This window comes from Acidaminococcus sp. (assembly GCF_050873445.1).
Classification (GTDB): Bacteria; Bacillota; Negativicutes; order Acidaminococcales; family Acidaminococcaceae; genus Acidaminococcus.
Map to the genome: position 1 here is coordinate 1 of NZ_JBNMIU010000020.1, position 24,715 is coordinate 24,715.

Sequence of the window (24,715 nt, forward strand, 5' to 3'; positions counted from 1 at the left end):
ATAAGCCCCTCGAGTGAGGGGCTGCCAGGAAATGTAGTGCGGTTGGTAGCCTTTAAATCTAGGGCCTTAAGGCCGAGGCAGGTAACGCGGCTTATAGCCGCAGAGCAAACTACCCGTTATACGGGTAGTTTTGATTTGTGCTATAATAATGCCCGTATTACAGAAAGGCGGGAGACTATGTTCAAGAAAATCGTATTGTGTTGCTGTCTGCTGGCCCTGCTGGTGGCTGGCTGCGGCAAGGAATCCAATAAAGCGGAGAATCTCCAGGTGGCTTCCTATCCGGGCTGGGTGGAAATCAAGGCCGGGGATCAGGCCAGCTTTGCTGTGCCGCCGGAAATGATCCTCCAGAGCCAGGAGAATCGGGACAATCTGTTGCAGGCACCGGATCTGGATCCGCTGCTGAAGGTGTGGCTGGAAGCGGATCAGAAAACGGTGAAGCAGCCCGGCTGTGTCATCGTCCAGAGCGGGAAATTGGATCCCATCCCATGGAATACGGACGAAAAACCGGTGTGGGTGGAATTCAAGACCATGGCCAGCCCGGAAAAACTGCCCAAATACGGGCAGAATCTGGGGCTGAAGGGAGAGGAAATCCAGGACTTCGGGAATATTACCCAGAAAAGCCTGACGGGTATATACAACAAAGCATTGCCGGCAGGGTACAGCCTGAAGTTCTCTAACTGGCAGCCCATGAAGAGCACGATTGTGAACGGTGTGGAGAATCTCCATACTTCCTTTGATATGGAAGTACTGAAGGAGGGAAATCACTTGATTACATTCCACGCAGAACGATGGACCCTGTTCAACCGGGATCGGATCCATACCCTGATGGTCATGTGGAACAAGGCGGATGACGGTTACTGGAGTGCCGATGAACATAAGCTGACCCACATCATCAACACGTTGAAGATCACTCCCAGCAAAGCGAAGTAATTGAAGGAGCCAATCATTCATTATCAAAAGACTGCCGATTTTGGCAGTCTTTTTGATTTTTCCATTGCTTTTGGCGATGGATTTAAATTATAATAATTTTAGCAAAGTTCTGATTCAATTGGACTTTATTATTTTGAAGGAGCTGATTCCTATGCAGGAGATTCACGATATTGGATTTATCGGCACCGGCATCATGGGGAAATCCATGCTGCGGAACCTGGGAAAAGCCGGGTATACCATGCATTGCTATGCTCGCCATCCCCAGAAGGTGGCAGATCTGAAGGAAGAAGGTGTGGCCATCCATCCTTCTATTACCGATTTGGCCAAAGCCTGCCAGTGTATTATTACCATCGTGGGATTTCCCAAAGATGTAGAGGAAGTGTATTTCGCATCGGGTGCCCTAATGGAAAGTGCTGCACCGGGGACCATCCTGATTGATATGACCACTACCAGCCCCACCCTGGCCCAGAAGCTGTATGCAGAAGGGAAAAAGAAGGGCTTCCACGTGCTGGATGCCCCTGTGACCGGCGGAGATACCGGCGCAAAGAATGGCACACTGTCCATCCTGGTGGGCGGTGACAAGGCAGATTTCGAGATGCTGCAGCCTGTTTTCCGGGGTATGGGGACCAATATCAACTATATGGGCGGAGCCGGAATGGGCCAGCATGCCAAAATGGCCAATCAGATCATGATTGCCGGTGCCATGTCCGGGGTCTGCGAAGCTCTGAACTACGCCAAAGCCAACGGACTGGATCTGGAGACGCTGCTGAAGGCTGTTTCCACCGGAGCGGCCGGCAGTGCCCAGCTGAATGCCTTTGGGCCCAAGATGATCAAAGGGGACTTTGCCCCAGGCTTCTTCCTGAAACACTTCATCAAGGATATGGGGCTGGCCGAAGAGGAAGCAGAAAAGAAGGAACTGGAACTGCCGATACTGCAGCAGGTGCTGAAGGAATACCGGGAACTGGAAAAAGAAGGCAAAGGAGATCTGGGAACCCAGGCACTGTATACGTATTATCAGAAAAAGTGACCACAGAAAGGAAGCTGTGCATTCTGATTGGTTTCATCCCTGCAGGCAGGGCATCAATACAAAAAAACAGAGAGAATTGTCAGGAAAGGATGCGATCGTATGGGTAGAAAGAAATGGCTGGCAGTGGCAGCGGCGTTATTGGCCTGTGGTTCATTGCTCCTGGCCGGCTGCGGCGGTGACAAAAAGGAGACTGGCGGTAAGAAAGGGGTATCCGGTAATGTGATGGTCTATACTTCCATGTATCCGGACGTCGTCAACTCCATGTGCAAACCGAAAGTCCAGAAGGCATTTCCGGATCTGAAGGTGAATTGGTTCCAGGGCGGGACGGAAAAAATCAAGACCAAGGTTGCCGGGGAAGTCAAAGCCAACAAGATCAGTGATGATGTACTGATGGTAGCCGATCCTTCGTATTATATCTATCTGAAGGAAAAAGGCCTGCTGCTCAATTACAAATCGCCGGAAACCAAGCACCACATCATGGAAGTGGACAAGGATGGGTCCTGGGCTGCTGTCCGGGTCTGCAACATGATCATTGCCTACAACAAGGATAAGCTGAAACCGGAAGATGTTCCCAAAAGCTGGAAAGATCTGACAAATCCCAAATACAAGGGCCGGATTGCTATGCCCAACCCGCTGCTTTCCGGGACAGCCTATGTAGCCGTAGGCTCTCTGGCAGATAAATTCGGCTGGGAATACTTCGATGCCCTGAAAGCCAACGGACTGCGGGTGGAAGAAGGCAACAGCGCCATCCAGAATAAACTGCTCACCGGGGAATACATGGCGGCCATCATTCTGGAAGAAAACATTTTGAAACTGCAGCAGACCAAAAAGGAACCGCTGGAAGTGGTTTATCCGGAAGAAGGATGCATCCTGATTTCTTCGCCTATCGGCATCTTCAAGGCCACCAAGAATCCGGATGGAGCCAAAGCGCTCACCGACTGGTGGCTGAGCAAGGATGGCCAGGCTGCAGTGACGGCCGGCTGGATGTACTCTGTGCGGGATGATGTGGATAAACCGAAGGGAGCCAAATACAGCCTGAAAGAATTGCTGCAGAAGGCACTGAAGGTGGATTGGGAAAAACTGACCAAAAATGAATCCCAGATCAAGGAAGAATTCCGGTCCAGAGTCATGGATCAATGACCTGCGTTTGAACGACATGTGATGCCTGTTTTGCCTGGCAAGAAAAGGGAGTCAGGGGCTGGAATTCCAGCTCTGGCTCCTTTTCTGCCAGACCGGCATAAAGGAGTTTATGGTGAAAAAATGGAACTTGCCTCGAATCGACAGTAAATTCGTGGTCATCGCCCTATCCGTAGTGACACTGATCTATTTCATCGTACTGCCTTTGGCGGTCCTGATCTATGACAGCGTCATGGTGAACGGGACGTTTGACCTGAGCAATTATGCGGCAGTGTACAGTCAGAAAGTGAACTTGAGAGCCTTGTGGAATACCGTGGAGATCTCTCTTCTGGTCATGGCTCTCAGCGTGTTGATTACTTTTCCACTGGCCTGGCTCATTGGTCGTACGGACTTGCCGGGACGGAAAAAATTCCGGACCCTGCTGGTAGCCAGCTATATGATTCCGCCCTATGTGGGCGCCATTGCCTGGACTCAGCTGCTGAATCCAGATGTGGGGTATCTGAACCAGCTGCTCCAGAGTATATTTTCCCTGTCCCAGGCTCCCTTTAACATTTATACCCGGGGTGGGATGATCTGGGTACTGACCTTATTCTATTCGCCCTTTGCCTTCATTACGATTTCCCGGGCCATGGAAAAAATGGATCCTACCCTGGAGGAGGCTTCCCGGATTGCCGGGGCCTCACCGTTGAAGGCGTTGTGGGATGTGACATTGCCTCTGATGGCTCCCAGTATCCTGGCCGGCGGCCTCCTGGTGTTCATCGGTGCGGGTTCCTGCTTTGGGATTCCGGCCATTGTGGGGATGCCCGGCAATATCGAAGTACTGACCACCCGGATTGTTTCCTTCGTATACATGGGGGATGACAAGGGCATTCGGGATGCTACTACGCTTGCGGTATCTCTGATGTTCCTGGCAAATGGGCTGCTGTTCTTCATGAGCTGGATGCTGGGGCGTAAGGACTATACCACCATCAGCGGTAAGAGTACCCGTCCGGTATTGGTGGAACTGGGAAAATGGAAGGGACTGGCAACTTTCTTCGTGGGAGCCTATGCTTTCCTGTCCGTGATCCTGCCATTGGGTTCCATCATCATGACCTCTTTTATGGTCAGTATGTCCAAAGGCATTCGGCTGGATAACTTCGGCATCGATGCCTGGGTTCCGGTCCTGGAGAACAGCCAGTATTTGGATTGTATCTGGCGGTCTTTGGGTTATGCCTTTATTTCGGCCTGCATCGGGACCCTGCTGGCGCTGTTTGTGGCTTATCTGTCCGTAAAAACAAAGGTGCCGGGACGATCCCTGCCGGATATCCTGGTCATGGTGGGAGGCAGTACCCCCAGTGTGGTCATTGCCCTGGCCCTGATCATCTTCTTTTCCGGCAATTTTGGGCTGAACCTGTATTCTACCATGTGGATCCTGATTGCCAGTTATCTGGTGAAATACATGACCATGAGTGTACGGACCATTGCGGCTTCTTTGAGTCAGATTTCCAGCAGCCTGGAGGAAGCTGGGCTCAATGCCGGGGCGGACTGGCTGCGGATCTGCAAGGATATCATCATGCCGCTGATTGCGCCGTCCATCGTGGCCGGCTGGTTCCTGATCTTCATGCCCAGCTTCTATGAACTGACCATGTCCAACCTGCTCTATGGCAGTGATACCCAGACCATCGGGGTGCTGCTGTATGAATTGCAGACCTATGCGGATACCCAGAATGCTTCGGTCCTGTCCGTGATCATCCTGCTGATCGTCATGGTGGGGAACCTGATCCTGAACAAAGTGTCCAAAGGCAACATTGCCATCTGATGAGGAGGAAATATCGTGTCACAAGTCAAATTGGTACATTTGTATAAACGGTTCGGGAATGTAACCGCTGTGGGAGATTTCAACTTGGAGGTCCGGGAGGGGGAATTTATATCCTTCCTGGGGCCTTCCGGCTGTGGTAAATCCACTACCCTGCGGATGATTGCCGGGTTCGAACGGCCTACCGAAGGGGATATCCTTCTGGGGGAGCAGGTGGTGAGCAGTGCGGAAGCCAATGTATTTGTACCACCGGAAAAACGGAATATCGGGATGGTGTTCCAGTCCTATGCTGTGTGGCCCCACATGACCGTGGCGGAAAATGTGGCTTATCCGTTGAAAATCCAGAAAGTACCCCGGGAAGAACGGGACAAACGGGTGAAGGAAGCCCTGGCAATGGTCCATCTGGATCGGTATGGAGAGCGGTATCCCAGCCAGCTTTCCGGGGGCCAGCAACAGCGGGTAGCTCTGGCACGGGCTCTGATTGCCCGGCCCGGACTGTTGCTTTTGGATGAGCCCTTGTCCAACCTGGATGCCAAGCTGCGGGAAAGCATGCGGTTCGAGATTTCTTCTTTGCAGAAACGACTGGGGATTACGGTCATCTATGTGACCCATGACCAGTCGGAAGCGATGACCATGAGCGACCGGATTGTGGTGATGAATGCCGGTGTGGTCCAGCAGGTGGGCAAACCTTATGATGTCTATACCCATCCGGCCAATAAGATGGTGGCTGATTTCATCGGCCTGGTGAATTTCCTGCCGGCCGAGGTGAAAGAGGACAGGATTTTTGTGAAGGGGACCCAGGTGTCCTTTTCCAATACGGCCGGTCTGCCTCAGGGCGAAGCCGTACTGGGAGTGCGGCCGGAGAACATCACTCTTTCCAAGACGGGAGGGATGCTCCAGGGCCAGGTGAAGCATCGGTTCTATATGGGAGATGCGGTGGACTATCGGATCCAGGTGGGAGAACAGGTGCTGCGGGTGATCACCCACGGCAGTTCTTATCACCAGTGGGCTGACGGAGAAACCATATATCTGGATCTGGATGCGGTGATTCCTCTGGGCAACGAGAAAAACAACTACATCATTACGTAAAAAAGAAGGGGCTGTGAAGAATTTTTTCACAGCTCCTTTTACAGTTCTACCATCCTGCTTTTCTGTTTCAGCCGCTGGACGGTTTCGGCCAGGCCCTGCTGGAGGGAGGGGTAGCCAATCTTACGCAGTCGTTCTATGGGCCCGGAAATGCTGAGCACAAAGATTTTTTCTTTCAAGTGCAGGGGCATGGCGATGGCAGCCACGCCCTGGTCCACTTCTCCTTCAGATACACAATATCTGTCTCGCAGGATCTGAAGCAGCTGGTTCTTCAAGATCCGCTGCTTCATCCGGTCTTCCGGATACAAATCCCCGATGAGGGTGTTCCGCAGTCCTTCCGGCTGGGCTGCAAGAAGTGTCTTGCCGGAGGCTCCGATATGCAGGGGTACGATGTATCCCCGTTCTCCGGCGATGCCTAGGCGGTGGCGGCTCTTGGCCATATCCACACAGATCCCTGTATGGCCCAGGAGTACGGACAGGACCACGGTTTCGTTGAACTGTTCGGCCAGCCGGTGCATCTCTTCGGAAAGGAGATCCCGGGAGGTATTGTGGACGGAAACGGCGGAGGCCACCAGCAGGATACCGGTGCCCAGGCAGTAGCGCCCGCTCTGGGGGGATTGGCGGATCCAGCCGGCGTACTGCAGGGTGCGCAGCAGCCGGTAGACCGTGGTTTTGTGCAGGTCCAGAGCCCGGCTGATTTCCGTCAGGCTCAGAGATTCCTTGCGCTGGGAGGCATACAGTTCCAGGATGCGGGTAGCGTGCAGGACGGAGTGGACCAGGGGGGTAGTTTCGGCCATGATGGGACTCCTTTCTGAAAAGAAATGATATTTTCGCCCCCATTATAAGAGAGCCCAATCCCGGCGTCAAGCCAATCTGTTTCACTATAGTGTACGAATTGCAAAATGGTGTCCGTTTTCGTTGACTTCTCCGAATGGGCTTTCTATAATGAGGCCATACATGGAAAAACCGGTTTCCAATGAGAAGGAGAGAAACTTATGGATAACTTCAGTCTGCAAAAACCTTTGAATATGGCCCCTACGGGCATTGCCACTTTTGCCAAGAGCGAAATCGTTACAGATATCCATCATCTGAATGCGGATATTGCTGTCATCGGCGCTCCCTTCGATCTGGCCATCCAGGGCCGGACGGGCTGCCGCCTGGGGCCTCGGGGCATCCGGCTGGGTTCCACCCGGTTCAGCTATAAAAAAGGCGGTACCTATGATTCTGAACGGAAAGAATTCTATATGGATACGGACAAATGGAAAGTGGTGGACTGCGGCGATGTGGACTATATCCCCGGGGATCTGCTGGGCACCATGGCCAATCTGCGGGAAGCGGTGAAGATCATCCAATCCCAGAAGGCGATGCCAGTGGTCCTGGGCGGTGACTGCGGTGTGGATTTCCCTATGCTCCAGGGTATGGAAGGCGTGGGAGATTTTGATATCATCCACATCGATGCCCATCTGGACTGGACAAAACCTCTGGACGGACAGAAATACTTCAATGGCTCTCCCATGCGGAATGCGGCCGGACTGCCCTATGTAGGACGGATCCTGCATCTGGGTATCCGGGGCATCGGAAGCAGCGGCCCGGAAGACTTTGCGGAAGCACGGGAACACGGGGATGGCATCTATTCCGTGCGGGATGTGCGCAGAAAAGGGATCGATGCCATCCTGGATGAATTCCGGCCAGCCCCGAAAGTGGTGCTGTGCTTCGACATCGACGCCATGGATGCGGTCTATGCACCGGCCACCGGTTCTCCCATGTTCGGAGGTTTCAACTATGATGATGCCGTGGATATGCTGGAAGCCATTGCCCGCCATACGGAACTGGTGGGGATGGTGCTGACGGAAGTGGCCCCTCCCTTCGACGATGTGGGTGGCACCACCGGCTACCTGGCAGCCCGGCTGATTTCCGATATGCTGGGGTTTGCCACCAAGGCCAGAGAACCGAAGGCATAAGAGATGATGGAAGCGAACAGAAGACGGCCCGGGCAATGGATCACCATGATCGGCTTCTGTGTGGCCATGGAGGTGATCCTGGCCCGGTTCCTGTCCCTGCATACCTGGAATCTGAAAATCGGGTTCAGTTTTCTGCCGGTGGTGGCGGCGGCCTATTGGGGAGGGCCTATGGCCGGAGGTCTGACCGGGGCCCTGGGGGACCTGATCGGCGCTCTGCTGTTCCCGGTGGGGGCCTATTTCCCCGGTTTTACTTTGTCGGCCTTTCTGGACGGAGCAGTTTATGGAACCGTTTTCCGGAAGGGAATCGGCAAAAAGCAGATCCTGCTGGCAGTCTTGATCGTACAGCTGGGCATCAGTCTGCTGTTGAACACGTTCTGGCTGACAGTGCTTTTCCAGGTTTCCTGGAAAAGTCTGGTGCTGCTGCGTTTGTTCCAGTGCACCACTGGGATCGCAATCAAGTTCCTGGTTTTGCATCTGGTGTTTCCGGTGCTGCAGAGGCACCTGCCCAAAATGGCATAAAAAAAGGGTGCGAAGAAATGATTTCTCATTTTTTCACACCTTTTTTTTACAGCAGATATTCCAGCAGGGCGAAGACGCCGCCGCCGGCTACTACGGCTACACCCAGGGATTTGGTCTTCAATACCAGCGGAGTGATGATCAGCGTGGTCAGCAGGGGGATATTGGAAAGTGACAGGTTCAGGTGGCCCTGGGTCAGGAAAATGTCAGGAAAAATCAGGGCACCGAAAATCGCTGGGGGAACGAAATTCAACCATATCTTGAACCAGTGGGGAATGGGGTGCTTCTTGATGATGACCATGGGAATCACCCGAGGCAAAAAGCCTGTCAAGGCCATGATCAGTATCACGGTCAGGATGTACGTTTGATTCATATGGGTCATAATCCGGTCCCTCCTTCTTCCATGGTTCCATAGGCTTCTTCTTTAGGAATGGTTTCTGTGTTCTTTTTTGCTGCTGCCTGTGTCTTGCCAGCTTTTTTTTCATGTTTCAGATAAAACCAGGCGGCAATTCCGGAGGGAATCAGGGAAGCCAGTACGATGTGCAGCTTAAAAGGTACGAACTGGGAAAGTACTACAGCCAGGATACCGGCGGCAATCCCGGTAATGATCAGGGTCCTGTCCTTCAGATAGTTGGACCAGATGCCCAGGAACATAGCCGTCAGGATGTAGGATACCAGGGACAGATCCAGGTGGATCATGGAAGAGGCATAACAGCCTGCGGCATTGGCTATGGACCATACGAGCATGCTGAGGAAATCCAGTCCCAGAGCTTCTTTGTGGGTCCAGTGTTCTTTTTCATCCTGGAAGGAGGAAAGGTTCAGAGCAAAAGTTTCATCGGTGGTCCCGTAGGAGAACAGCGTGGTGTACAGGCCTGATTGCTTGGAGACCAGTGGAGCCAGGGTGGAGGTGAACAGGGAGTAGCGCAGGTTAACCATCAGAATGGTCAGAGCGATGGATATGTCGGAAGCACTCTGGATCATCATGGCGATGCCGATGAACTGGGAACTTCCGGCAAAGGCCAGCACGCTCATGACGAACATCAGGAAGGGGGAGAGACCTGCCTTTTCACCCAGCATTCCGCAGGCCATTCCCAGGACGAGATAGCCGATGATGATGGGGGTATCTTTCTGCAATACCCTACGCGTGATATAGCCCATGAGAACACCTCTTTCTATGAAGAACAGATATTGGATTCTGCATACAGAATCCTTGGTCCCTATTATATACCACTTTACAAATTTTTACTATAGAAGCACGGATATGGTATAATAGGCCTATACTTGTGAGTATATAGATAAGTATGGAATTATAAATGAAAAAGAAACCATAAGATTTCATTGTTTTCTAACAGGAGTGATACCTATGGCCGAAATCAGACCGTTTGCTGCCCTGCGTCCGATACCGGAACTGGTCAGCCAAATTGCAGAATTACCCTATGATGTAATGAGTACCCAGGAAGCACGGGATATCCTGAAGAAAAATCCCCTAAGCTTCGTCCGGGTGAGCCGGGCCGAAGCGGATTTGCCGGAAGGGATTTCCGAAACGGATCCGAAAGTCTATGCCAGGGCCAGAGAGAATCTGGAGGATTATATTGCCAAAGGGCAGATGAAACAGGATCCCCAGCCCTGCTATTACATCTATCGCCAGCAGATGGGTGCTTATATCCAGATTGGTCTGGTGGCTGCCGCTTCCCTGCAGGAATATAAGGAAGGCATCATCAAACGGCACGAACTAACCCGTCCGGGTAAGGAAACGGACCGGGTGAACCACATCCTGGCTACGGAAGCCCAGACGGGACCGGTATTCCTGGCTTATCGGAGCAAAGGCCTCCTGACGGCTTTTCTGCTGGAATACATGGGCAGCCATACGCCAGTCTACAATTTCGTAGGGGATGACAAGGTGCGGCATACCCTGTATGTGATCAATGAACCCCTGAAAGTGAAGGAAGTAACCCGTCTGTTCCAGCAGGTACCGGAACTGTATATCGCTGACGGACACCATCGCTGTGCGGCTGCCATGCGGGTGGCAGAAGAACTGGGCAAACGGCCCGGTCAAACGGGGAAAGAAGAATATAACTACGTGCTGTCCGTGATCTTCCCCTCCAATATGTTGCATATCCTGTCCTACAACCGGGTGGTTCGGGATTTGGGCGAACTGAGCGAAGAAAAATTCCTGGAAATGGTTCAGGAAAAATTTATCCTGAAAAAGGATGAACGGCCGGTAGAACCTCAGGCTCCCCATACCTTTGGTATGTACATCGGTGGCCAGTGGTATAGACTGACAGCCAAAGAAGGGACGTATCCGGAAACTGATCCCATCCATTCTCTGGATGTAAGCATTCTGCAGGACAACCTGCTGGCTCCGGTATTGGGCATCGATGATCCCCGTACGGATCCCCGGATCGATTTCGTAGGCGGCATCCGGGGCCTGGAAGCGCTGGAGGATGCTGTGGATGGGGAGGATGCCACGGTGGCCTTCTCCATGTATCCCACATCCATGGATCAGCTGATGCAGGTGGCCGATCGGGGCGAAGTGATGCCTCCCAAATCCACCTGGTTCGAACCCAAGCTGCGGGATGCACTGACTGTACATATGATAGGAGATGGACAAGATGGGAAGAGTCTTTAATTTCGGGGCAGGACCCTCCATGATGCCTCTGCCGGTACTGGAACAGGCCCAGCGCGAGCTGCTGGATTATAAGGGCAGCGGCATGTCCATGCTGGAAATCAGCCATCGGAATGCACTGTTCGAAGAGGTGAACGACCAGGCCCAGGAACACATCAAACGTCTGCTGGGCATGGATGACAGTTGGGTGGTCATGTTCATGGGCGGGGGCGCCTCTCTGCAGTTTTCCATGGTCCCCATGAACTTTTTGACGCAGGGAAAAGTGGCTGCCTATGCCATTACCAGTACCTTTTCTGAAAAGGCCATCAAGGAAGCCCACAAAGTGGGTGACGCGGTGGAAATCTACAGCAGCAAGGCAACCGGCCTGGACCGGGTACCCCGTCCGGAGGAACTGGAACTGCCGGAAAACTGTGCCTATCTGCACCTGACCGGCAACTGTACGGCAGAAGGTCTGGAATATTTCGAATATCCGGATACGGGGGATGTGCCCCTGATTGTGGATATGTCCTCGGATATCCTGAGCCGTCCTATTGACCTGGATAAATTTTCTCTGATTTATAACGGCGCCCAGAAGAACATCGGGCCTGCCGGGGTGACTGTGGTCATGGCTAAAAGGGATTTCCTGAAGGGGCGGGATCCCCAGCTGCCTACCATAATGAATTATGAAACTTATGCAGATCACGATTCCACTTATAATACACCGCCGGTGTTCGGCATCTATCTGGTGGATCTGATGAGCCAGTGGCTGCTGGATCAGGGTGGCCTGGAAAAGGTAGAACAGAACAACATTGCCAAAGCCGGAAAGGTCTACAATCTGCTGGATGCCTATCCGGACTTCTATCGGGGCCATGCCCGGAAGGACAGCCGTTCTCTGATGAATGTGACCTTCAATCTGCCGACCAGGGAACTGGAGAAGAAATTCGTGGAAGAAGCCAAGGCCAATGGCCTGGTAGGTTTGAAAGGGCATCGCTCCATTGGCGGCATCCGGGCTTCCATCTACAACGCCATGCCGGCAGAAGGGGTGCAGGCGCTGGTGGATTACATGGAAAGCTTCTACAAGAAGAACCGGTAACAGTCCGCGTTTTCAAGAATCACAACAGCAGGGGCATTGCGAACCGGCAATGCCCCTTTTTTGCAGAGCCAAAAAGGAGTCAAGGTAATCATGTGTATCATGTTGCAGAATGGAGTCCCGGTCCTTCAGATTGACGCCATCTGTACTGTCGCATTGGCAGCTCTTATGCTGCTGCTGGGAGGCTTTTTGAAAGCCCATTCCAGCCTTTTACAGAAATATTGTCTGCCTGTGCCGGTGATAGGGGGTTTTCTGGCCATGCTCCTGGTGCTGGTCTGCCACCTGGCAGGCGTCCTGGAATTCGATTTCGATAAAAGTTTTCTCTATCCTTTTATGATGGCTTTCTTTACGGCCATTGGCATGGGGGTGAACCTGAAATCGTTCCAGAGCGGAGTCAACACCGGCGGGAAACTGCTGCTGGTCTATTGGGCCACCTGCGGGATCATTTCCCTCTGTCAGAACTGCATTGGCCTGGCTTTGGGCCATTTTCTCGATTTGGAACCTGCCTATGCCCTGCTGGCTTCCGCCATTTCCATGGTAGGCGGCCATGGAGCCGCCGGTGCCTACGGCAGTACCTTTGTGAGCATGGGGTATCCAGCCGCCATGGAGGTAGGAGCGGCTTCGGCAACCTTGGGACTGATTTTTGCCGTCATGGTGGGCGGCCCTCTGGGTCAGAAGCTGATCGAGCGGTACCAGCTGCGGCCGGATCCGGAGCAGCAGGAAACCAGCGTGGAAAGCACACCGGGAGAGAAACCTGCCCAGGTTCCCCTAAACCAGGCAGAGGTTTACATCAATATGGTGGTATTCCTGCTATGCATGGGCATCGGTACCCTGGTCTCGGGCGGCATCGGCTGTCTGTTCCACATGAAATTTCCCGGGTATATCGGCGGGATGCTGGCTGGTGTAGTGGTCCGCTTCCTGAATGAACAGTTCCACTGGTACCGGTATGGGGTGCGGCTTATTGGCAACACTGGGGAAATGATGCTGAACCTGTATTTGGCGATTGCCCTGATGACCCTGCAGGTATGGCACCTCCAGGGCATTTTGGGCAGCGTGCTCCTGATTGTCCTGGGCCAGGTGACATTCGTGGTGCTGATGGCTTATTTCCTGATGTTCCGGGTCCTGGGCAGCAATTATGATGCGGCCATCATGTGCGCCGGGTTCTGCGGCCATGGGCTGGGGGCCATGCCCTCTGCCCTGGTGAACATGAACGTGCTGACGGAAAAGTACGGGATGAGCCAGAAAGCCTTCCTGATTGTCCCAGTAGTGGGATCCTGTCTGCTGGACCTGTTCTATCAGACCCATACCCTGATTCTGATCAAGCTGTTCGTGCAGAATTTGACGTAATTTTGACTTTTTGACTTTTCCTATTGACAGGAGGAAGTGGATCCGATATTCTGGAAACGGAAAAAGCAATTTGAAGGAGGAAACCCTTATGAAGAAAGTCTTGGTTACCATTGCGGTGGTGATCCTGCTGGCATTTGGCTGGATTTTTGGATCCTACAACGGGCTGGTCACTGCCAATGAAAATGTGAGCGGCAAATGGAGCCAGGTGGAAACCCAGCTGCAGCGGCGCAGTGATCTGATTCCAAACCTGGTGAATACAGTAAAGGGCTACAGCACTCACGAAGAGAAAGTCTTTGCAGATGTATCCAATGCCCGGGCAAAACTGGCCGGAGCCCAGAATGTGACCGATGCGGCCCAGGCTGATGGTGAACTGAGCAGTGCCCTGAATCGTCTGCTGGCTATTTCGGAAGCTTATCCGCAACTGAAGGCGAACACCAATTTCATCCAGCTGCAGGATGAACTGGCCGGAACGGAAAATCGGCTGGCCGTGGCCCGGAAAGATTACAACGATGCGGCCCAGGCCTACAATGCCAAGCTCAAGAGCGTACCTACTGTGTTCGTAGCTCGGCTTATGGGCTTTACAGAACGGAACTATTTCAAGGCAGATGCCCAGGCTCAGAGTGCACCTCAGGTGAAGTTCTAACTGCCTGGCAGCAAGGGAAGGAGGCAAGCCATGAAACGACTGCTGCTGCTCCTGATGGTATTCTGCCAGCTGCTGGCTGCTCCGCTGGGGGCTGGTGCTGAGGCAAAAGTGCCCCCCAGACCTACTGCCAGTATCTATGTGCAGGATCAGGCGGGAGTCCTTTCCCAGAGTACAAAGGCGACCATCAATGCTTACAGCACGGCGCTGCAGAAAAAGACCAAAGCCCAGATTGTGGTGCTTACGGTACCTACCCTCAAAGGACAGTCCCTGGAAGACTATTCCCTGACCGTACTGCGGCAGTGGGGAATCGGAGATAAGGAAAAAAATAACGGGGTTCTGTTGCTGGTGGCGGTACAGGATCGGAAAAGCCGGATCGAAGTGGGGTATGGCCTGGAAGGGGCTTTGCCCGACGGACTCACTGGGCGGATCCAGGATCAGGCCATGCTGCCCTATTTCCGCAACAACGACTATGACAAAGGAATCCTGAATGGCTATGCGGCTCTGCTCCAGACGGTGCTGAAGGAATACAACCTGACTGCCAAAGACCTAGATGTACAAGGTGTGAAACCGGCTCAGCCACAACAGGCCGATACGATTTCACCGTTTGCCCTGGGCTTGGGAGCAATCGGACTCCTGGTGCTGTTCCTGCTGGATCGGATTTTCCTGGGCGGCGCCCTGTTCCGGCTTTTGCTGTACAGCTTTTTCTTCCGTGGCGGAGGCCGCGGCGGAGGAGGCTTCGGCGGTGGCGGTTTTGGAGGTGGCAGCTTCGGCGGCGGTTCCGGCGGAGGCGGTGGTTCCAGCCGGAGCTGGTAATAAAAAAGAGGCTGACAGATGATGAGCTGCCTCCTCAATTGTTAGATCTAAAATCTAGCGATTGGGGGGCAGTTTTTTTGTTGGGAGAGCATATGATGGATATCGTAACGAGTGTAACAACAAGCGATACGTCAAAATTGCTAAAAATAAGCTCCCGGAAACTGACTCATTTCTCGGGAGCTTTCAATATCCTGTTGATTCAGTTGTCATTTCTTGCTCACTCAGTTGAACCTGTATTTTGGACTCACCTCAAATAAAGATTACTTTTTCACTGCTCGTAGGTTGTATTTTGGACTCACCCCATAAATTGCCTTTACTTGAAGTTCAATTCCTGATACCCGATCAATGCAGTTGCCGGGTTCAACAATGCACTTCCATGGAATGCCACCGTTTCAAATGTCGCTTTATAGATGACAAAGGGAGTACCGCTTTGATCATCTGTATATCTGGTGACCACAATATCTTTGGCATCCGGATAGCTTGCCAATATGGTTCCTTTCACGTCTGCTTCCGTTTTATTCACCGTGACCGATCCGGGGTAATTGGACGATTTGATAATCGCCTTCTGTACTTTGCTGGTCGCCCGGTTTACCACTACATCATACCGCTGCAGGGTATCCGGAATCTCATATTCCAGATCGAATGTGGCATCGTCTGTCTTGGCACTTGTCAGAATCGCTTGAGGCGGGACAACCTTTGCTGCAGCATCAATTGCAGCTTTTTTGCTGGCAAGGGTCCTTTGGACAGCTGGTGCAGCCATCGCGGGAATCATCGCACCGAAAGAGGAAGCAACTACCACTCCGGCAATGATCGCCATAGAGATCTTTTTACTTATGCCCATCGGTATCTCCTCCTGTCATTCGGAAAGCCTCTCCTTGAGGACCTTTCCTTCGTTCATCTATAGCATAGCCGTTTTACGGGAAATTTGCAAGAAAAATCAAATTCCTTATTTTAAGTTAAATAAAAACGTTTTACTTGTAACAGTATAAAAAAGAGAGCTGTTACATTTGCAACAGCTCTCTGATCATTCAAATGGTGGCCCCGGAGTGATTCGAACACTCGACCTTTTGGTTCGTAGCCAAACGCTCTATCCAGCTGAGCTACGGAGTCATTACCGAACAGTCATTATTATAGGGGAAAGGTGATAAAATGTCAACAACTTTTTTAGAAAAACCAAAAAGAAATCCGGGAGTCTATTCAATTTTGCAACGATATTATATAATAAGATATTAATCCATTGTTATTTTGGAAAAGAAAGGCAAAGGTGTAACATGCTGTTTACTGATAAAGCGCGGATTTATGTAGAAGCCGGTTCCGGGGGCGATGGTGCCTCCAGTTTCCGGAGAGAGAAATATGTGGCCTGCGGCGGCCCCGATGGGGGCAACGGCGGCCGGGGCGGTTCAGTGGTATTGGTGGCCCACAAGGACCTGAATACGCTGGTGGACTTTCGGTACAAACGGAAATTCGTAGCCGAAAAGGGTGGCAATGGTGCAGCCAAGAACTGTACTGGCCATAAGGCTCCGGAGGTGGAAGTGAAAGTCCCGCTGGGTACCGTAGTGTACGACGATGCCACCGGCGTGGCCCTGGCCGATCTGAGCCATGATGGAGATCGATTTGTAGCAGCCCGGGGCGGCCGGGGCGGCAAGGGAAATGCCTGCTATGTGACCAGTACCAAACAGGGTGTAACCTTTGCCGAAAAAGGCGAACCCGGTACAAAGGGCTGGCTGCGTCTGGAATTGAAGATGCTGGCCGATGTGGGCATGGTGGGCTATCCCAGCGTAGGGAAGTCCAGCATTGTGGCTCGGGTATCGGCTGCCCGGCCGGCCATTGCAGCCTACCATTTCACCACCCTGAGCCCTGTACTTGGTGTGGTGCGGCTGGATGCGGAACACAGCTTCGTATTGGCCGATCTGCCCGGTCTGATCGATGGGGCTTCCAAAGGCGTGGGCCTGGGGCATGATTTCCTGCGGCATATCGAACGTACCCGGGTCATTCTCCACATTGTGGATGTAAGCGGCTGCGAGGGCCGGGATCCGGTGGAAGATTTCAAGAAAATCAATGAGGAACTGGTGCTGTATAGCCAGAAACTGGCCGACCGGCCCATGCTGGTGGTGGCCAACAAGATGGATCTGCCGGATGCGGAAGCCAATTACCAGAAGCTGGCGGCATATGTGACAAGCCAGGGGTATCCGATCATGAAAGCTTCGGCGGCTACAGGACAGGGCCTGAAGGAAATCATGTGGAAGGCTTATGAGATGCTGCAGAAGGCCCCTAAGGAAGAGGAAATCATCGACATTGGTCATGTGAAAGAGGCTGACCCGGATTCCTTCACCATCACCCGGGATACGGAAGATGCGGATTTCGAGGTCAAAGGCAAGAACATCGAGCGCCTGGTGGCCATGACCAACTTCGATAACGACGAAGCCCTGTACCGTTTCCAGCTGATCTGGCGGCGTCTGGGTATCGAACAGGCTCTGAAGGATAAGGGTATCGAAGAAGGTCAGTCTGTGAAAATCGGGGATATGATCTTCGATTATAAGGAACACTACTGAGTCAGTGCTCAAGGAGGAGCCTGTCTCCCAGGGGTGCATAAGGGGGCGAGCGTATGGAACGCAAAAAAATTGCAGAAGCCAAACGGATTGTGGTCAAAGTAGGGACCAGCACCATTACCTATCCCAACGGAAAGATCAATTACGAAAAAATTGAAAAAATGGCCCGGATCCTGACTGATTTCCAGAACCAGGGCAAGGAAATGCTCCTGGTGTCTTCCGGCGCCGGTGCAGCCGGTGTGGGAAGGATGGGACTGGAAGCCAAGCCTGGGACCATCCCGGGAAAACAGGCCTGTGCTGCTGTGGGCCAGGGTATTTTGATGCATATCTATGAACGGATCTTCGGAGAATATGGCCAGGTGGTGGCACAGGTGCTGCTGACCAAGAACGATATGGCAAACCAGCACAGCTATGCCAACGCCCGCAACGCTCTCCAGGAAATGATCTCCTGGGGTGTCATCCCCATCATCAACGAAAACGACGTGGTAGCCATCGATGAATTCAAAATCGGTGACAACGATAACTTGTCGGCCCTGGTAGCCAGTCTGGCTGATGCGGATCTGGATATCCTGCTTTCTGATATCGACGGGCTGTATACGGCCAACCCCAAGACCCATCCCGATGCCAGACTGGTATCCGTGGTGGAGGAAGTGACGCCTGAAATCGAAGCTACAGCCGGGGGCGCCGGCAGCAGGAATGCTACCGGCGGTATGCTGACCAAGCTGCAGGCGGCCAAAAATGCTATGAGTGCCGGGATCGCCCTGATTATCGCCAATGGGGAACATCTGGAAATCCTGCGGGATATCCTGCGGGGTGAACCGGTAGGGACTCTGTTCGTTCCTAAAGAGAGCCATCTCCGGTTCCGGAACCAGTGGGTGGCTTTCGGGTCCAAAATCAACGGCCGACTGATCGTGGACGCAGGGCTGTCCAAGGCGCTGCGGCAGAAGGGCAGCTGCAGTATCCTGCCCGTGGGCATTGTGAGCGTAGAAGGTGAATTCGACAGCGGTGATACGGTCAGTGTGGTGGATCAGGAAGGCCATGAACTGGCACGGGGCATGACCAACTACGGGTCCGAAGATGTGGCTTTGATTAAGGGCTGTAAGACCAGCCAGATCGAAGACAGGATTGGCTATAAGCACTATGATGAAGTGATCCATCGGGACAATCTGGTAATCCTGTAAAGGAGGGTGAACCTATGGCAGAATATGAAGTGGGTATGGTCCGGCAGCAGGGAGAAGCAGCGAAAATCGCTTCCCGTAAACTGGGCATTTTAAATACGAAAGTCAAGAACGATATCCTGGAGAGTATGGCCGACGGCCTGCTGGAAGGAGAGAAAACCATCCTGGCAGCCAATGCCGTCGATATGGAAAACGGCAGAAAAAGCGGCCTCCGAGCCTCCCTGCTGGACCGGCTGCTATTGACCCATGACCGGCTGGTGCAGATGGCCAGGGGCATCCGCCAAGTAGCCGATCTGCCGGATCCGGTGGGCCGCATCCTCAGCGGGGCCAATCTGCCGAACGGGCTGACCATTACCAAGGTCTCCGTGCCTCTGGGAGTCATTGGAATCATTTACGAAGCCCGGCCCAATGTGACAGCGGATGCCATCGCCCTGTGCGTGAAGAGCGGCAACGCAGTCATCCTGAAGGGCGGCCGGGAAGCTCTCCATTCCAACAAGGCGGTCAGTGATGTACTGATTGCAGCCGGGGAAAAGGCGGGTTTGCCCAAAGGGTCCATCCAGTTCGTGAATGTGGCCGATCGGGCAGCGGTGGATGAACTGATCCATCTGGAAGGTCTGGTGGATGTGGTGATTCCCCGGGGCGGCGCCGGCCTGATCAAAAACGTGGTGCACAATGCTTCCGTTCCGGTGATCGAAACCGGGGCCGGGGTGTGTCATACCTATGTGGACGCCTGTGCCAACGTACCCATGGCTGTGGAAATCGCCATGAATGCCAAGGTAAACCGGCCTTCCACCTGCAATGCCATGGAAACCCTGCTGGTGCACAAGGACATTGCCGATGCTTTCCTGCCAGCCATGCTGGAAGCCTATAAAAAAGCGCATGTGACCATCCTGGGGGATGAACGGATCCGGAGCTACAGCGAAGATGTGCAGCCGGCTACAGACGAGGACTGGGCTACGGAATACGGGGATCTGAGACTTTCCATGAAAGTGGTGGACAGCCTGGAAGAAGCAGTGGAGCATATCCAGCGCTATGGTACCGGACATTCAGAAGCCATCGTGACGGAGAACTATGAAAATGCCAGGAAGTTCCAGCAGCTGGTAGATGCAGCGGCTGTATATGTAAATGCCTCTACCCGGTTCACTGACGGGTTCGAATTCGGCTTTGGCGCCGAAATCGGCATCAGTACCCAGAAACTCCATGCCAGAGGGCCTATGGGGCTGCCAGAACTGACGACCACCAAATATCTGGTGAACGGAAACGGACAGGTGCGGAAGTAAGGGGCTATAAAAAATTGTGGAATTGTTTCACAATATTTCATGGATGATTCATATTCATTCCGTACAATGAACCTATTCAAAAGGGAAGAGAGCGGCAGTTCTGTGCCGCTCTGCTTTATAACCTGCCCAGGCAGGAGATTCAAGGGGGAAACAGCGTGAACATCATTCGCAAGCATAAAATCCTGTTGATCCTCCTGGCTATACTGATCGCTGGGGGAGCTGGCGGCTATAAGTATTACCAGGTGAAGAAGACCCAGGAAGCGGTGGCAGCTACCCGGACGGATGCTGTCCAGCGGGGGAATCTGCGCAAGACCATTTCTGCCACCGGTGCCCTGAAGGCTCTGGACAATGTGGATATCAACTCCAAGATCACAGGCCGTATCGTGGCCGTCTATGTGAAGGAAAACCAGCATGTGACGGCAGGCCAGGCCCTGGTGAAACTGGATGACACTTCTTTGAAGGCTACTCAGGAAATGAAGCGGGCTACTCTGGCCGATAAGAAGGCTACTTATGACCGGGATTCGGAGCTGCTGGATCAGGGCGCCATTGCCCAGAGTGTATTCGACACGGCAGAGGCAGAATACCGGGTGGCCCAGGCTGAATACGACCAGGCTACATCCAACGTGGGTGATACGGTAATCAGTACGCCCATCGACGGTTATGTGATCGGCAAACCTACCCCTGTGGGCCAGACGGTATCTTCCGGTATTTCCACACCGCAGGTGTTGATGAGTGTTGCCAATCTGGACAAGATGCAGATCTACCTGATGGTGGATGAATCCGATATCGGCCAAATCAAACAGGGCCAGAATGTGGAATTCACCGTGGATGCCTATCCTAACGAAACCTTCAAGGGCGTCGTGACCCTGATCGGGCGTAGTGCCACCACCACTAACAACGTGAATTACTACACGGTCTACGTGGATGTGGAAAACAGTGAAGGCAAACTGCTGCCCACCATGACCGCCCGGGCCAGTGTGATTGTGGACGAAATGGATCACGTGCTGACTGTAGCCAACAAATGCCTCCATACGGAAGATGGTCAGCAGTACGTATTGGTCTATGACAAGAAGGAAAATACCAGCAGAAAAGTGCCGGTAAAGGTCCTTCTGGCCGGGACAGACCGCAGTGCGGTGGAAGCCGACCTGCAGGAGGGTGACGAATTAATGGTGAAGACCACCAAGGCCACCAGTACCAGCAACAAACGGATGGGGCCTCCGATGTAACTGGAGGACGACAGCCATGAACGTCATTGAACTGAAAGACATTGTAAAAAGTTATCAGATGGGGGATACCATCGTCTATGCTCTGGACCATGTGACGGTGAAATTCGAAAAAGGCAAGTTCACCTCCATCGTGGGCCCATCGGGCAGCGGTAAATCCACCATGATGAACATCCTGGGGTGTCTGGACCGGCCTACCTCCGGAGAATATATCCTGGAGGGGAAGGATATCGCCAATTATACGGATGATGAGCTGGCCCATACACGGAATCAGAAAATCGGGTTCGTGTTCCAGAGCTTCAATCTGCTGAACCGGCTGACGGCTGTGGAAAATGTGGCTTTGCCTCTGATCTATGCGGGGGTGAACCTGGAGGAGCGGACCAAACGGGCAGAAAAAGCCCTGACGGATGTGGGACTGGGTACCCGGATGTATCATAAGCCCAATGAAATGTCCGGCGGGCAGCGGCAGAGGGTGGCCATCGCCCGGGCCCTGATCAATAATCCGGCCATTATCATGGCCGATGAACCTACCGGGAACCTGGATACCAAATCCACTCTGGAAATCATCGACATCTTCGAAAAACTGAACCATGAGGGCAAGACCGTGATCATGGTTACCCACGAACCGGAACTGGCGGCTATGACCCAACGGATTCTGGTCATGCGGGACGGTCGGCTGACGGAAGAAAAAGAGGGAGGAGGCCAGATCGTTGTTTAGGGAATGCGTGAAAATGGCCTTCGAAGGCATGGTGGCCAACAAAATCCGGACTTTCCTGACCATGCTGGGCATCATCATCGGGGTTGGCGCCGTAATCGCCATGGTATCTCTGGGACTGGGCATGCAGGAGAAGGTCAAGGATAACATCACCAGCATGGGCAGCAACCTTCTGATCGTCATGAGCGGTGGCCGTACGGCCAACGGCCAGCGGATTGCCAGCGGCAGCGGGGCCAAGCTGACCTATGAGGATGCCAAAGCCATTGAGAAGAACATAGACGGCATCAAATATGTAGCTCCCGGCGTGCAGGCCAGCTATCAGCTGGTGGCCGGGAACCAGAACTGGAACTCCCAGGTACAGGGCATTACTCCCAATGTACTGGATATCCGGAACTATCAGATTGCGGAAGGCCGCATGTATAACCAGAATGAAATGACCAGCCGGGAGCGGGTGTGCGTCATCGGCAAGACCGTGGCGGATAACCTGTTTCCTGATGGGAAAGCTGTGGGGCAGATCATGCGGATCAACAAGGCACCGTTCATCGTAATCGGGGTGCTGGCTACCAAGGGGCAGTCTTCCATGGGCCAGGATCAGGATGATGTGGTGTTTGTACCGTTGACGACTGCCATGCAGCGGCTCATGGGGCTGACTTATATCCGGAACATCACCATCCAGTGCGAAAGTGAAGGTACGGTTTCCCAGGTTCAGTCCGATGTGATCACTCTGCTGCGGACTCGTCACAAGATCCGGACCGGCGAAGATGATGACTTCACTGTCCGTGACCTGACGGAAATCATCAAGACGGCCCAGGAGACTACAGGATCCATCACGTTGCTGCTGGCGATCATTGCCGGCATCAGTCTGCTGGTGGGCGGTATCGGCATTATGAACATCATGCTGGTGTCCGTAACAGAGCGGACGAGGGAAATCGGTATCCGGAAAGCCCTGGGGGCCACGTATCATGATATATTGCTGCAGTTCCTGGTGGAATCCATGGTCATCGGGGTCACCGGCGGAACCACAGGCATGATCCTTGGAACGGTGATCTCTGTTATTGCGGCCAAAATCATCGGCTGGCCGGTGGTGGTGTCCGTTGCGGCTACCATCATCTCGGTGCTGTTCTCTGTGGGCATCGGTCTGTTTTTCGGGCTGTATCCGGCAAAGAAGGCCGCCCTGCTGGATCCCATCGATGCATTGCGATATGAATGAAGCACCAAGACCTACCTTCCGGCAGAAGTGGAGGGGATTTGTAGATTTTCTCCATCGGCCTAAGACCCGGTTCGATATCAAAGATCGTTCCCGGGCTCTGCTGCTATACATCATCGTGACAGGCGTGCTTATGTGGCTGGTTGGAAAGATAACAGGATAGGAAGAGAGACTGTCGCAAAAACGGCAGTCTCTCTTGTCATATGCAGCATATAAAAATATAAAATAGATTTTAATTATTTGACATGAAATGATAAGTTATGGAGAATTTACGGCGAATTCCAGCTGTATTTTTGCGTATAATGTATTCATGAGAGCAATGGAGCAAAGCAGGAAAGGAGGGCAGATTTTTAGTAATAAAATTTACAGAATTGTGCAAATACAAAGGAGGAACAAGAAGTGAAAGAATCCAATTGGAGTGTCCTTCTGGGAGCCGCTTTCCTGATGGCCACATCAGCCATCGGACCGGGATTTTTGACCCAGACCACTGTTTTTACTGGAAAATTGGGAGCCAGTTTCGGGTTTGTGCTCCTGGCCACCATTCTGATCCATGCTGTTACGCAGCTGAATGTATGGCGGATTATTGCCGCAGCCAAGAAACCGGGGCAGGATATTGCCAATGCTTTGTTGCCCGGACTGGGCTATTTTGTATCGGCTCTGGTAGTGGCCGGCGGGCTGGCCTTTAACATCGGCAATGTGGGCGGTGCAGGGCTGGGCCTCAATGTGCTGCTGGGAATATCTCCTGTGATGGGGGCATTGATCAGTACAGTCATTGCTGTATTCATCTTCCTGAACAAGAGTGCCGGTGCTCTGATGGATAAGTTCGCCCAGATTGTGGGCGGCTTTATGGTGCTGCTGACCATTTATGTGGCTATGACTTCCCATCCGCCGGTGGGCCTGGCCATTCAGAAGACGGTGATGCCGGATGCAGTGGATGTGATGTCCATTGTGACTCTGGTGGGTGGCAGTGTGGGTGGTTATATCACTTTTGCCGGCGGTCATCGGCTGCTGGATGCAGGTATCACCGGGGTGGAAAATATGGACCAGGTGAACAGGAGCTCTCTCATGGGCATCGGTATCACCAGTCTGATGCGGATTTTGCTGTTCCTGGCTACGCTGGGAGTCATCAGCCAGGGCTTTCTGCTGGATCCGGCCAATCCTCCGGCTTCTGTATTCAAGCTGGCGGCAGGGGATATCGGCTATAAGATCTTTGGTCTGGTCATGTGGTCAGCGGCCATTACTTCTGTGGTAGGTTGTGCCTATACCTCTGTTTCTTTTATCCGTACTTTCAGTCCGACTCTGGAGAAATATCATCGGTATCTGATCATCGGATTCATCCTGTTCTCTTCCTTCATCTTTTCTTTTATCGGTAAACCCGTTACGGTGCTGGTGGTGGTAGGGGCCCTGAATGGACTGATCCTGCCTATCGTACTGGGATCTCTGCTGCTGGCAGCCAGAAAGGAACGGATCGTGGGAACCTACAGACATTCCAGTTTCCTGTTTTACACCGGCTGGATCGTATTTGCCGTCCTGATGGTCATGAGTGTCAAAACAATTATGAAAATGTTTTTCTGAAGAAGGAAACCATACCATTTTTTACAGAAAAAGCAGGG

Annotated in this window: 23 protein-coding genes and 1 tRNA gene; 19 read left to right on the forward strand and 5 right to left on the reverse strand. The window is 52.9% G+C overall.

All coding sequences use genetic code 11. The features are described 5' to 3' along the window. The first annotated feature begins 177 nt into the window (after positions 1–177). From ACR0QW_RS04910 to ACR0QW_RS04930, 5 genes are all read left to right on the forward strand, one after another. Positions 178–930 carry a hypothetical protein gene (locus tag ACR0QW_RS04910; protein ID WP_432642598.1) on the forward strand — a complete coding sequence of 251 codons (753 nt, stop codon included), beginning with the start codon at positions 178–180 and terminating at the stop codon, positions 928–930. A 151-nt stretch (positions 931–1,081) separates the two neighbouring features. After that, positions 1,082–1,957 (forward strand): NAD(P)-dependent oxidoreductase, encoded by an 876-nt coding sequence (locus ACR0QW_RS04915; RefSeq protein ID WP_432642599.1) that lies wholly within the window; start codon positions 1,082–1,084, stop codon positions 1,955–1,957. 99 nt (positions 1,958–2,056) lie between these two features. Next, positions 2,057–3,097 (forward strand): ABC transporter substrate-binding protein, encoded by a 1,041-nt coding sequence (locus tag ACR0QW_RS04920; protein ID WP_432642600.1) that lies wholly within the window; start codon positions 2,057–2,059, stop codon positions 3,095–3,097. 109 nt (positions 3,098–3,206) lie between these two features. After that, positions 3,207–4,892, forward strand: coding sequence for an ABC transporter permease (locus ACR0QW_RS04925; protein WP_432642601.1), 1,686 nt, complete (start codon positions 3,207–3,209; stop codon positions 4,890–4,892). 15 nt (positions 4,893–4,907) lie between these two features. Further along, positions 4,908–5,978 carry an ABC transporter ATP-binding protein gene (locus ACR0QW_RS04930; protein ID WP_432642602.1) on the forward strand — a complete coding sequence of 357 codons (1,071 nt, stop codon included), beginning with the start codon at positions 4,908–4,910 and terminating at the stop codon, positions 5,976–5,978. 38 nt (positions 5,979–6,016) lie between these two features. Here the strand turns inward: ACR0QW_RS04930 and ACR0QW_RS04935 are convergent, their stop codons facing one another. Next, entirely contained in the window at positions 6,017–6,772 is a 756-nt protein-coding gene (locus tag ACR0QW_RS04935; RefSeq protein ID WP_432642603.1) for an IclR family transcriptional regulator, read from the reverse strand. A gap of 198 nt (positions 6,773–6,970) precedes the next feature. Here ACR0QW_RS04935 and ACR0QW_RS04940 point away from each other — a divergent pair, with 198 nt between their 5' ends. Both ACR0QW_RS04940 and ACR0QW_RS04945 read left to right on the forward strand, forming a co-directional pair. Then, positions 6,971–7,936, forward strand: a complete 966-nt coding sequence (locus tag ACR0QW_RS04940; protein WP_432642604.1) for an agmatinase — start codon at positions 6,971–6,973, stop codon at positions 7,934–7,936. A gap of 3 nt (positions 7,937–7,939) precedes the next feature. Next, positions 7,940–8,455: a folate family ECF transporter S component gene (locus ACR0QW_RS04945; protein ID WP_432642605.1), complete on the forward strand. Its 516-nt coding sequence runs from the start codon at positions 7,940–7,942 to the stop codon at positions 8,453–8,455. A gap of 46 nt (positions 8,456–8,501) precedes the next feature. Here ACR0QW_RS04945 and ACR0QW_RS04950 read toward each other — a convergent pair whose 3' ends face one another. Next, entirely contained in the window at positions 8,502–8,834 is a 333-nt protein-coding gene (locus tag ACR0QW_RS04950; RefSeq protein WP_432642606.1) for an AzlD domain-containing protein, read from the reverse strand. Next, entirely contained in the window at positions 8,831–9,610 is a 780-nt protein-coding gene (locus ACR0QW_RS04955) for an AzlC family ABC transporter permease (RefSeq protein ID WP_432642607.1), read from the reverse strand. Before ACR0QW_RS04955 ends, ACR0QW_RS04950 begins: the two co-directional genes overlap by 4 nt. 205 nt (positions 9,611–9,815) lie before the next feature. Between ACR0QW_RS04955 and ACR0QW_RS04960 the strand changes: the two genes are divergently transcribed. From ACR0QW_RS04960 to ACR0QW_RS04980, 5 genes are all read left to right on the forward strand, one after another. Next, positions 9,816–11,081 carry a DUF1015 domain-containing protein gene (locus ACR0QW_RS04960; protein WP_432642608.1) on the forward strand — a complete coding sequence of 422 codons (1,266 nt, stop codon included), beginning with the start codon at positions 9,816–9,818 and terminating at the stop codon, positions 11,079–11,081. Next, positions 11,065–12,150: a 3-phosphoserine/phosphohydroxythreonine transaminase gene (gene serC, locus ACR0QW_RS04965; RefSeq protein ID WP_432642609.1), complete on the forward strand. Its 1,086-nt coding sequence runs from the start codon at positions 11,065–11,067 to the stop codon at positions 12,148–12,150. Before ACR0QW_RS04960 ends, serC begins: the two co-directional genes overlap by 17 nt. A gap of 90 nt (positions 12,151–12,240) precedes the next feature. Next, complete coding sequence (locus ACR0QW_RS04970; RefSeq protein ID WP_432642626.1) at positions 12,241–13,494, forward strand: sodium/glutamate symporter; 1,254 nt, start codon at positions 12,241–12,243, stop codon at positions 13,492–13,494. A gap of 88 nt (positions 13,495–13,582) precedes the next feature. Then, on the forward strand, positions 13,583–14,137 hold the full coding sequence (locus tag ACR0QW_RS04975) for a LemA family protein (RefSeq protein ID WP_432642610.1): 555 nt from the start codon (positions 13,583–13,585) through the stop codon (positions 14,135–14,137). 30 nt (positions 14,138–14,167) lie between these two features. Then, positions 14,168–14,950 carry a TPM domain-containing protein gene (locus ACR0QW_RS04980; RefSeq protein ID WP_432642611.1) on the forward strand — a complete coding sequence of 261 codons (783 nt, stop codon included), beginning with the start codon at positions 14,168–14,170 and terminating at the stop codon, positions 14,948–14,950. Positions 14,951–15,263: 313 nt separating this feature from the next. Here ACR0QW_RS04980 and ACR0QW_RS04985 read toward each other — a convergent pair whose 3' ends face one another. Both ACR0QW_RS04985 and ACR0QW_RS04990 read right to left on the reverse strand, forming a co-directional pair. Beyond that, entirely contained in the window at positions 15,264–15,791 is a 528-nt protein-coding gene (locus ACR0QW_RS04985; RefSeq protein ID WP_432642612.1) for a hypothetical protein, read from the reverse strand. A 192-nt stretch (positions 15,792–15,983) separates the two neighbouring features. Further along, positions 15,984–16,060: transfer RNA gene (locus tag ACR0QW_RS04990), tRNA-Arg, on the reverse strand. 161 nt (positions 16,061–16,221) lie between these two features. Between ACR0QW_RS04990 and obgE the strand changes: the two genes are divergently transcribed. The 7 genes from obgE to ACR0QW_RS05025 all read left to right on the forward strand — a co-directional run bounded on the left by obgE (position 16,222) and on the right by ACR0QW_RS05025 (position 24,677). Next, positions 16,222–17,502, forward strand: a complete 1,281-nt coding sequence (obgE, locus tag ACR0QW_RS04995) for a GTPase ObgE (RefSeq protein WP_432642613.1) — start codon at positions 16,222–16,224, stop codon at positions 17,500–17,502. A gap of 53 nt (positions 17,503–17,555) precedes the next feature. Next, positions 17,556–18,680, forward strand: a complete 1,125-nt coding sequence (proB, locus tag ACR0QW_RS05000) for a glutamate 5-kinase (protein ID WP_432642614.1) — start codon at positions 17,556–17,558, stop codon at positions 18,678–18,680. A gap of 14 nt (positions 18,681–18,694) precedes the next feature. Beyond that, complete coding sequence (locus tag ACR0QW_RS05005) at positions 18,695–19,957, forward strand: glutamate-5-semialdehyde dehydrogenase (protein ID WP_432642615.1); 1,263 nt, start codon at positions 18,695–18,697, stop codon at positions 19,955–19,957. Positions 19,958–20,112: 155 nt separating this feature from the next. Next, entirely contained in the window at positions 20,113–21,183 is a 1,071-nt protein-coding gene (locus ACR0QW_RS05010) for an efflux RND transporter periplasmic adaptor subunit (RefSeq protein WP_432642616.1), read from the forward strand. A 16-nt stretch (positions 21,184–21,199) separates the two neighbouring features. Further along, the gene (locus ACR0QW_RS05015; RefSeq protein WP_432642617.1) at positions 21,200–21,898 is read left to right on the forward strand and encodes an ABC transporter ATP-binding protein; all 699 of its coding nucleotides are present in this window, start codon (positions 21,200–21,202) and stop codon (positions 21,896–21,898) included. Continuing rightward, on the forward strand, positions 21,891–23,105 hold the full coding sequence (locus ACR0QW_RS05020; RefSeq protein ID WP_432642618.1) for an ABC transporter permease: 1,215 nt from the start codon (positions 21,891–21,893) through the stop codon (positions 23,103–23,105). The genes ACR0QW_RS05015 and ACR0QW_RS05020 overlap by 8 nt, the downstream gene beginning before the upstream one ends. A gap of 396 nt (positions 23,106–23,501) precedes the next feature. After that, positions 23,502–24,677, forward strand: a complete 1,176-nt coding sequence (locus ACR0QW_RS05025; RefSeq protein WP_432642619.1) for an NRAMP family divalent metal transporter — start codon at positions 23,502–23,504, stop codon at positions 24,675–24,677. Positions 24,678–24,715: the final 38 nt, after the last annotated feature.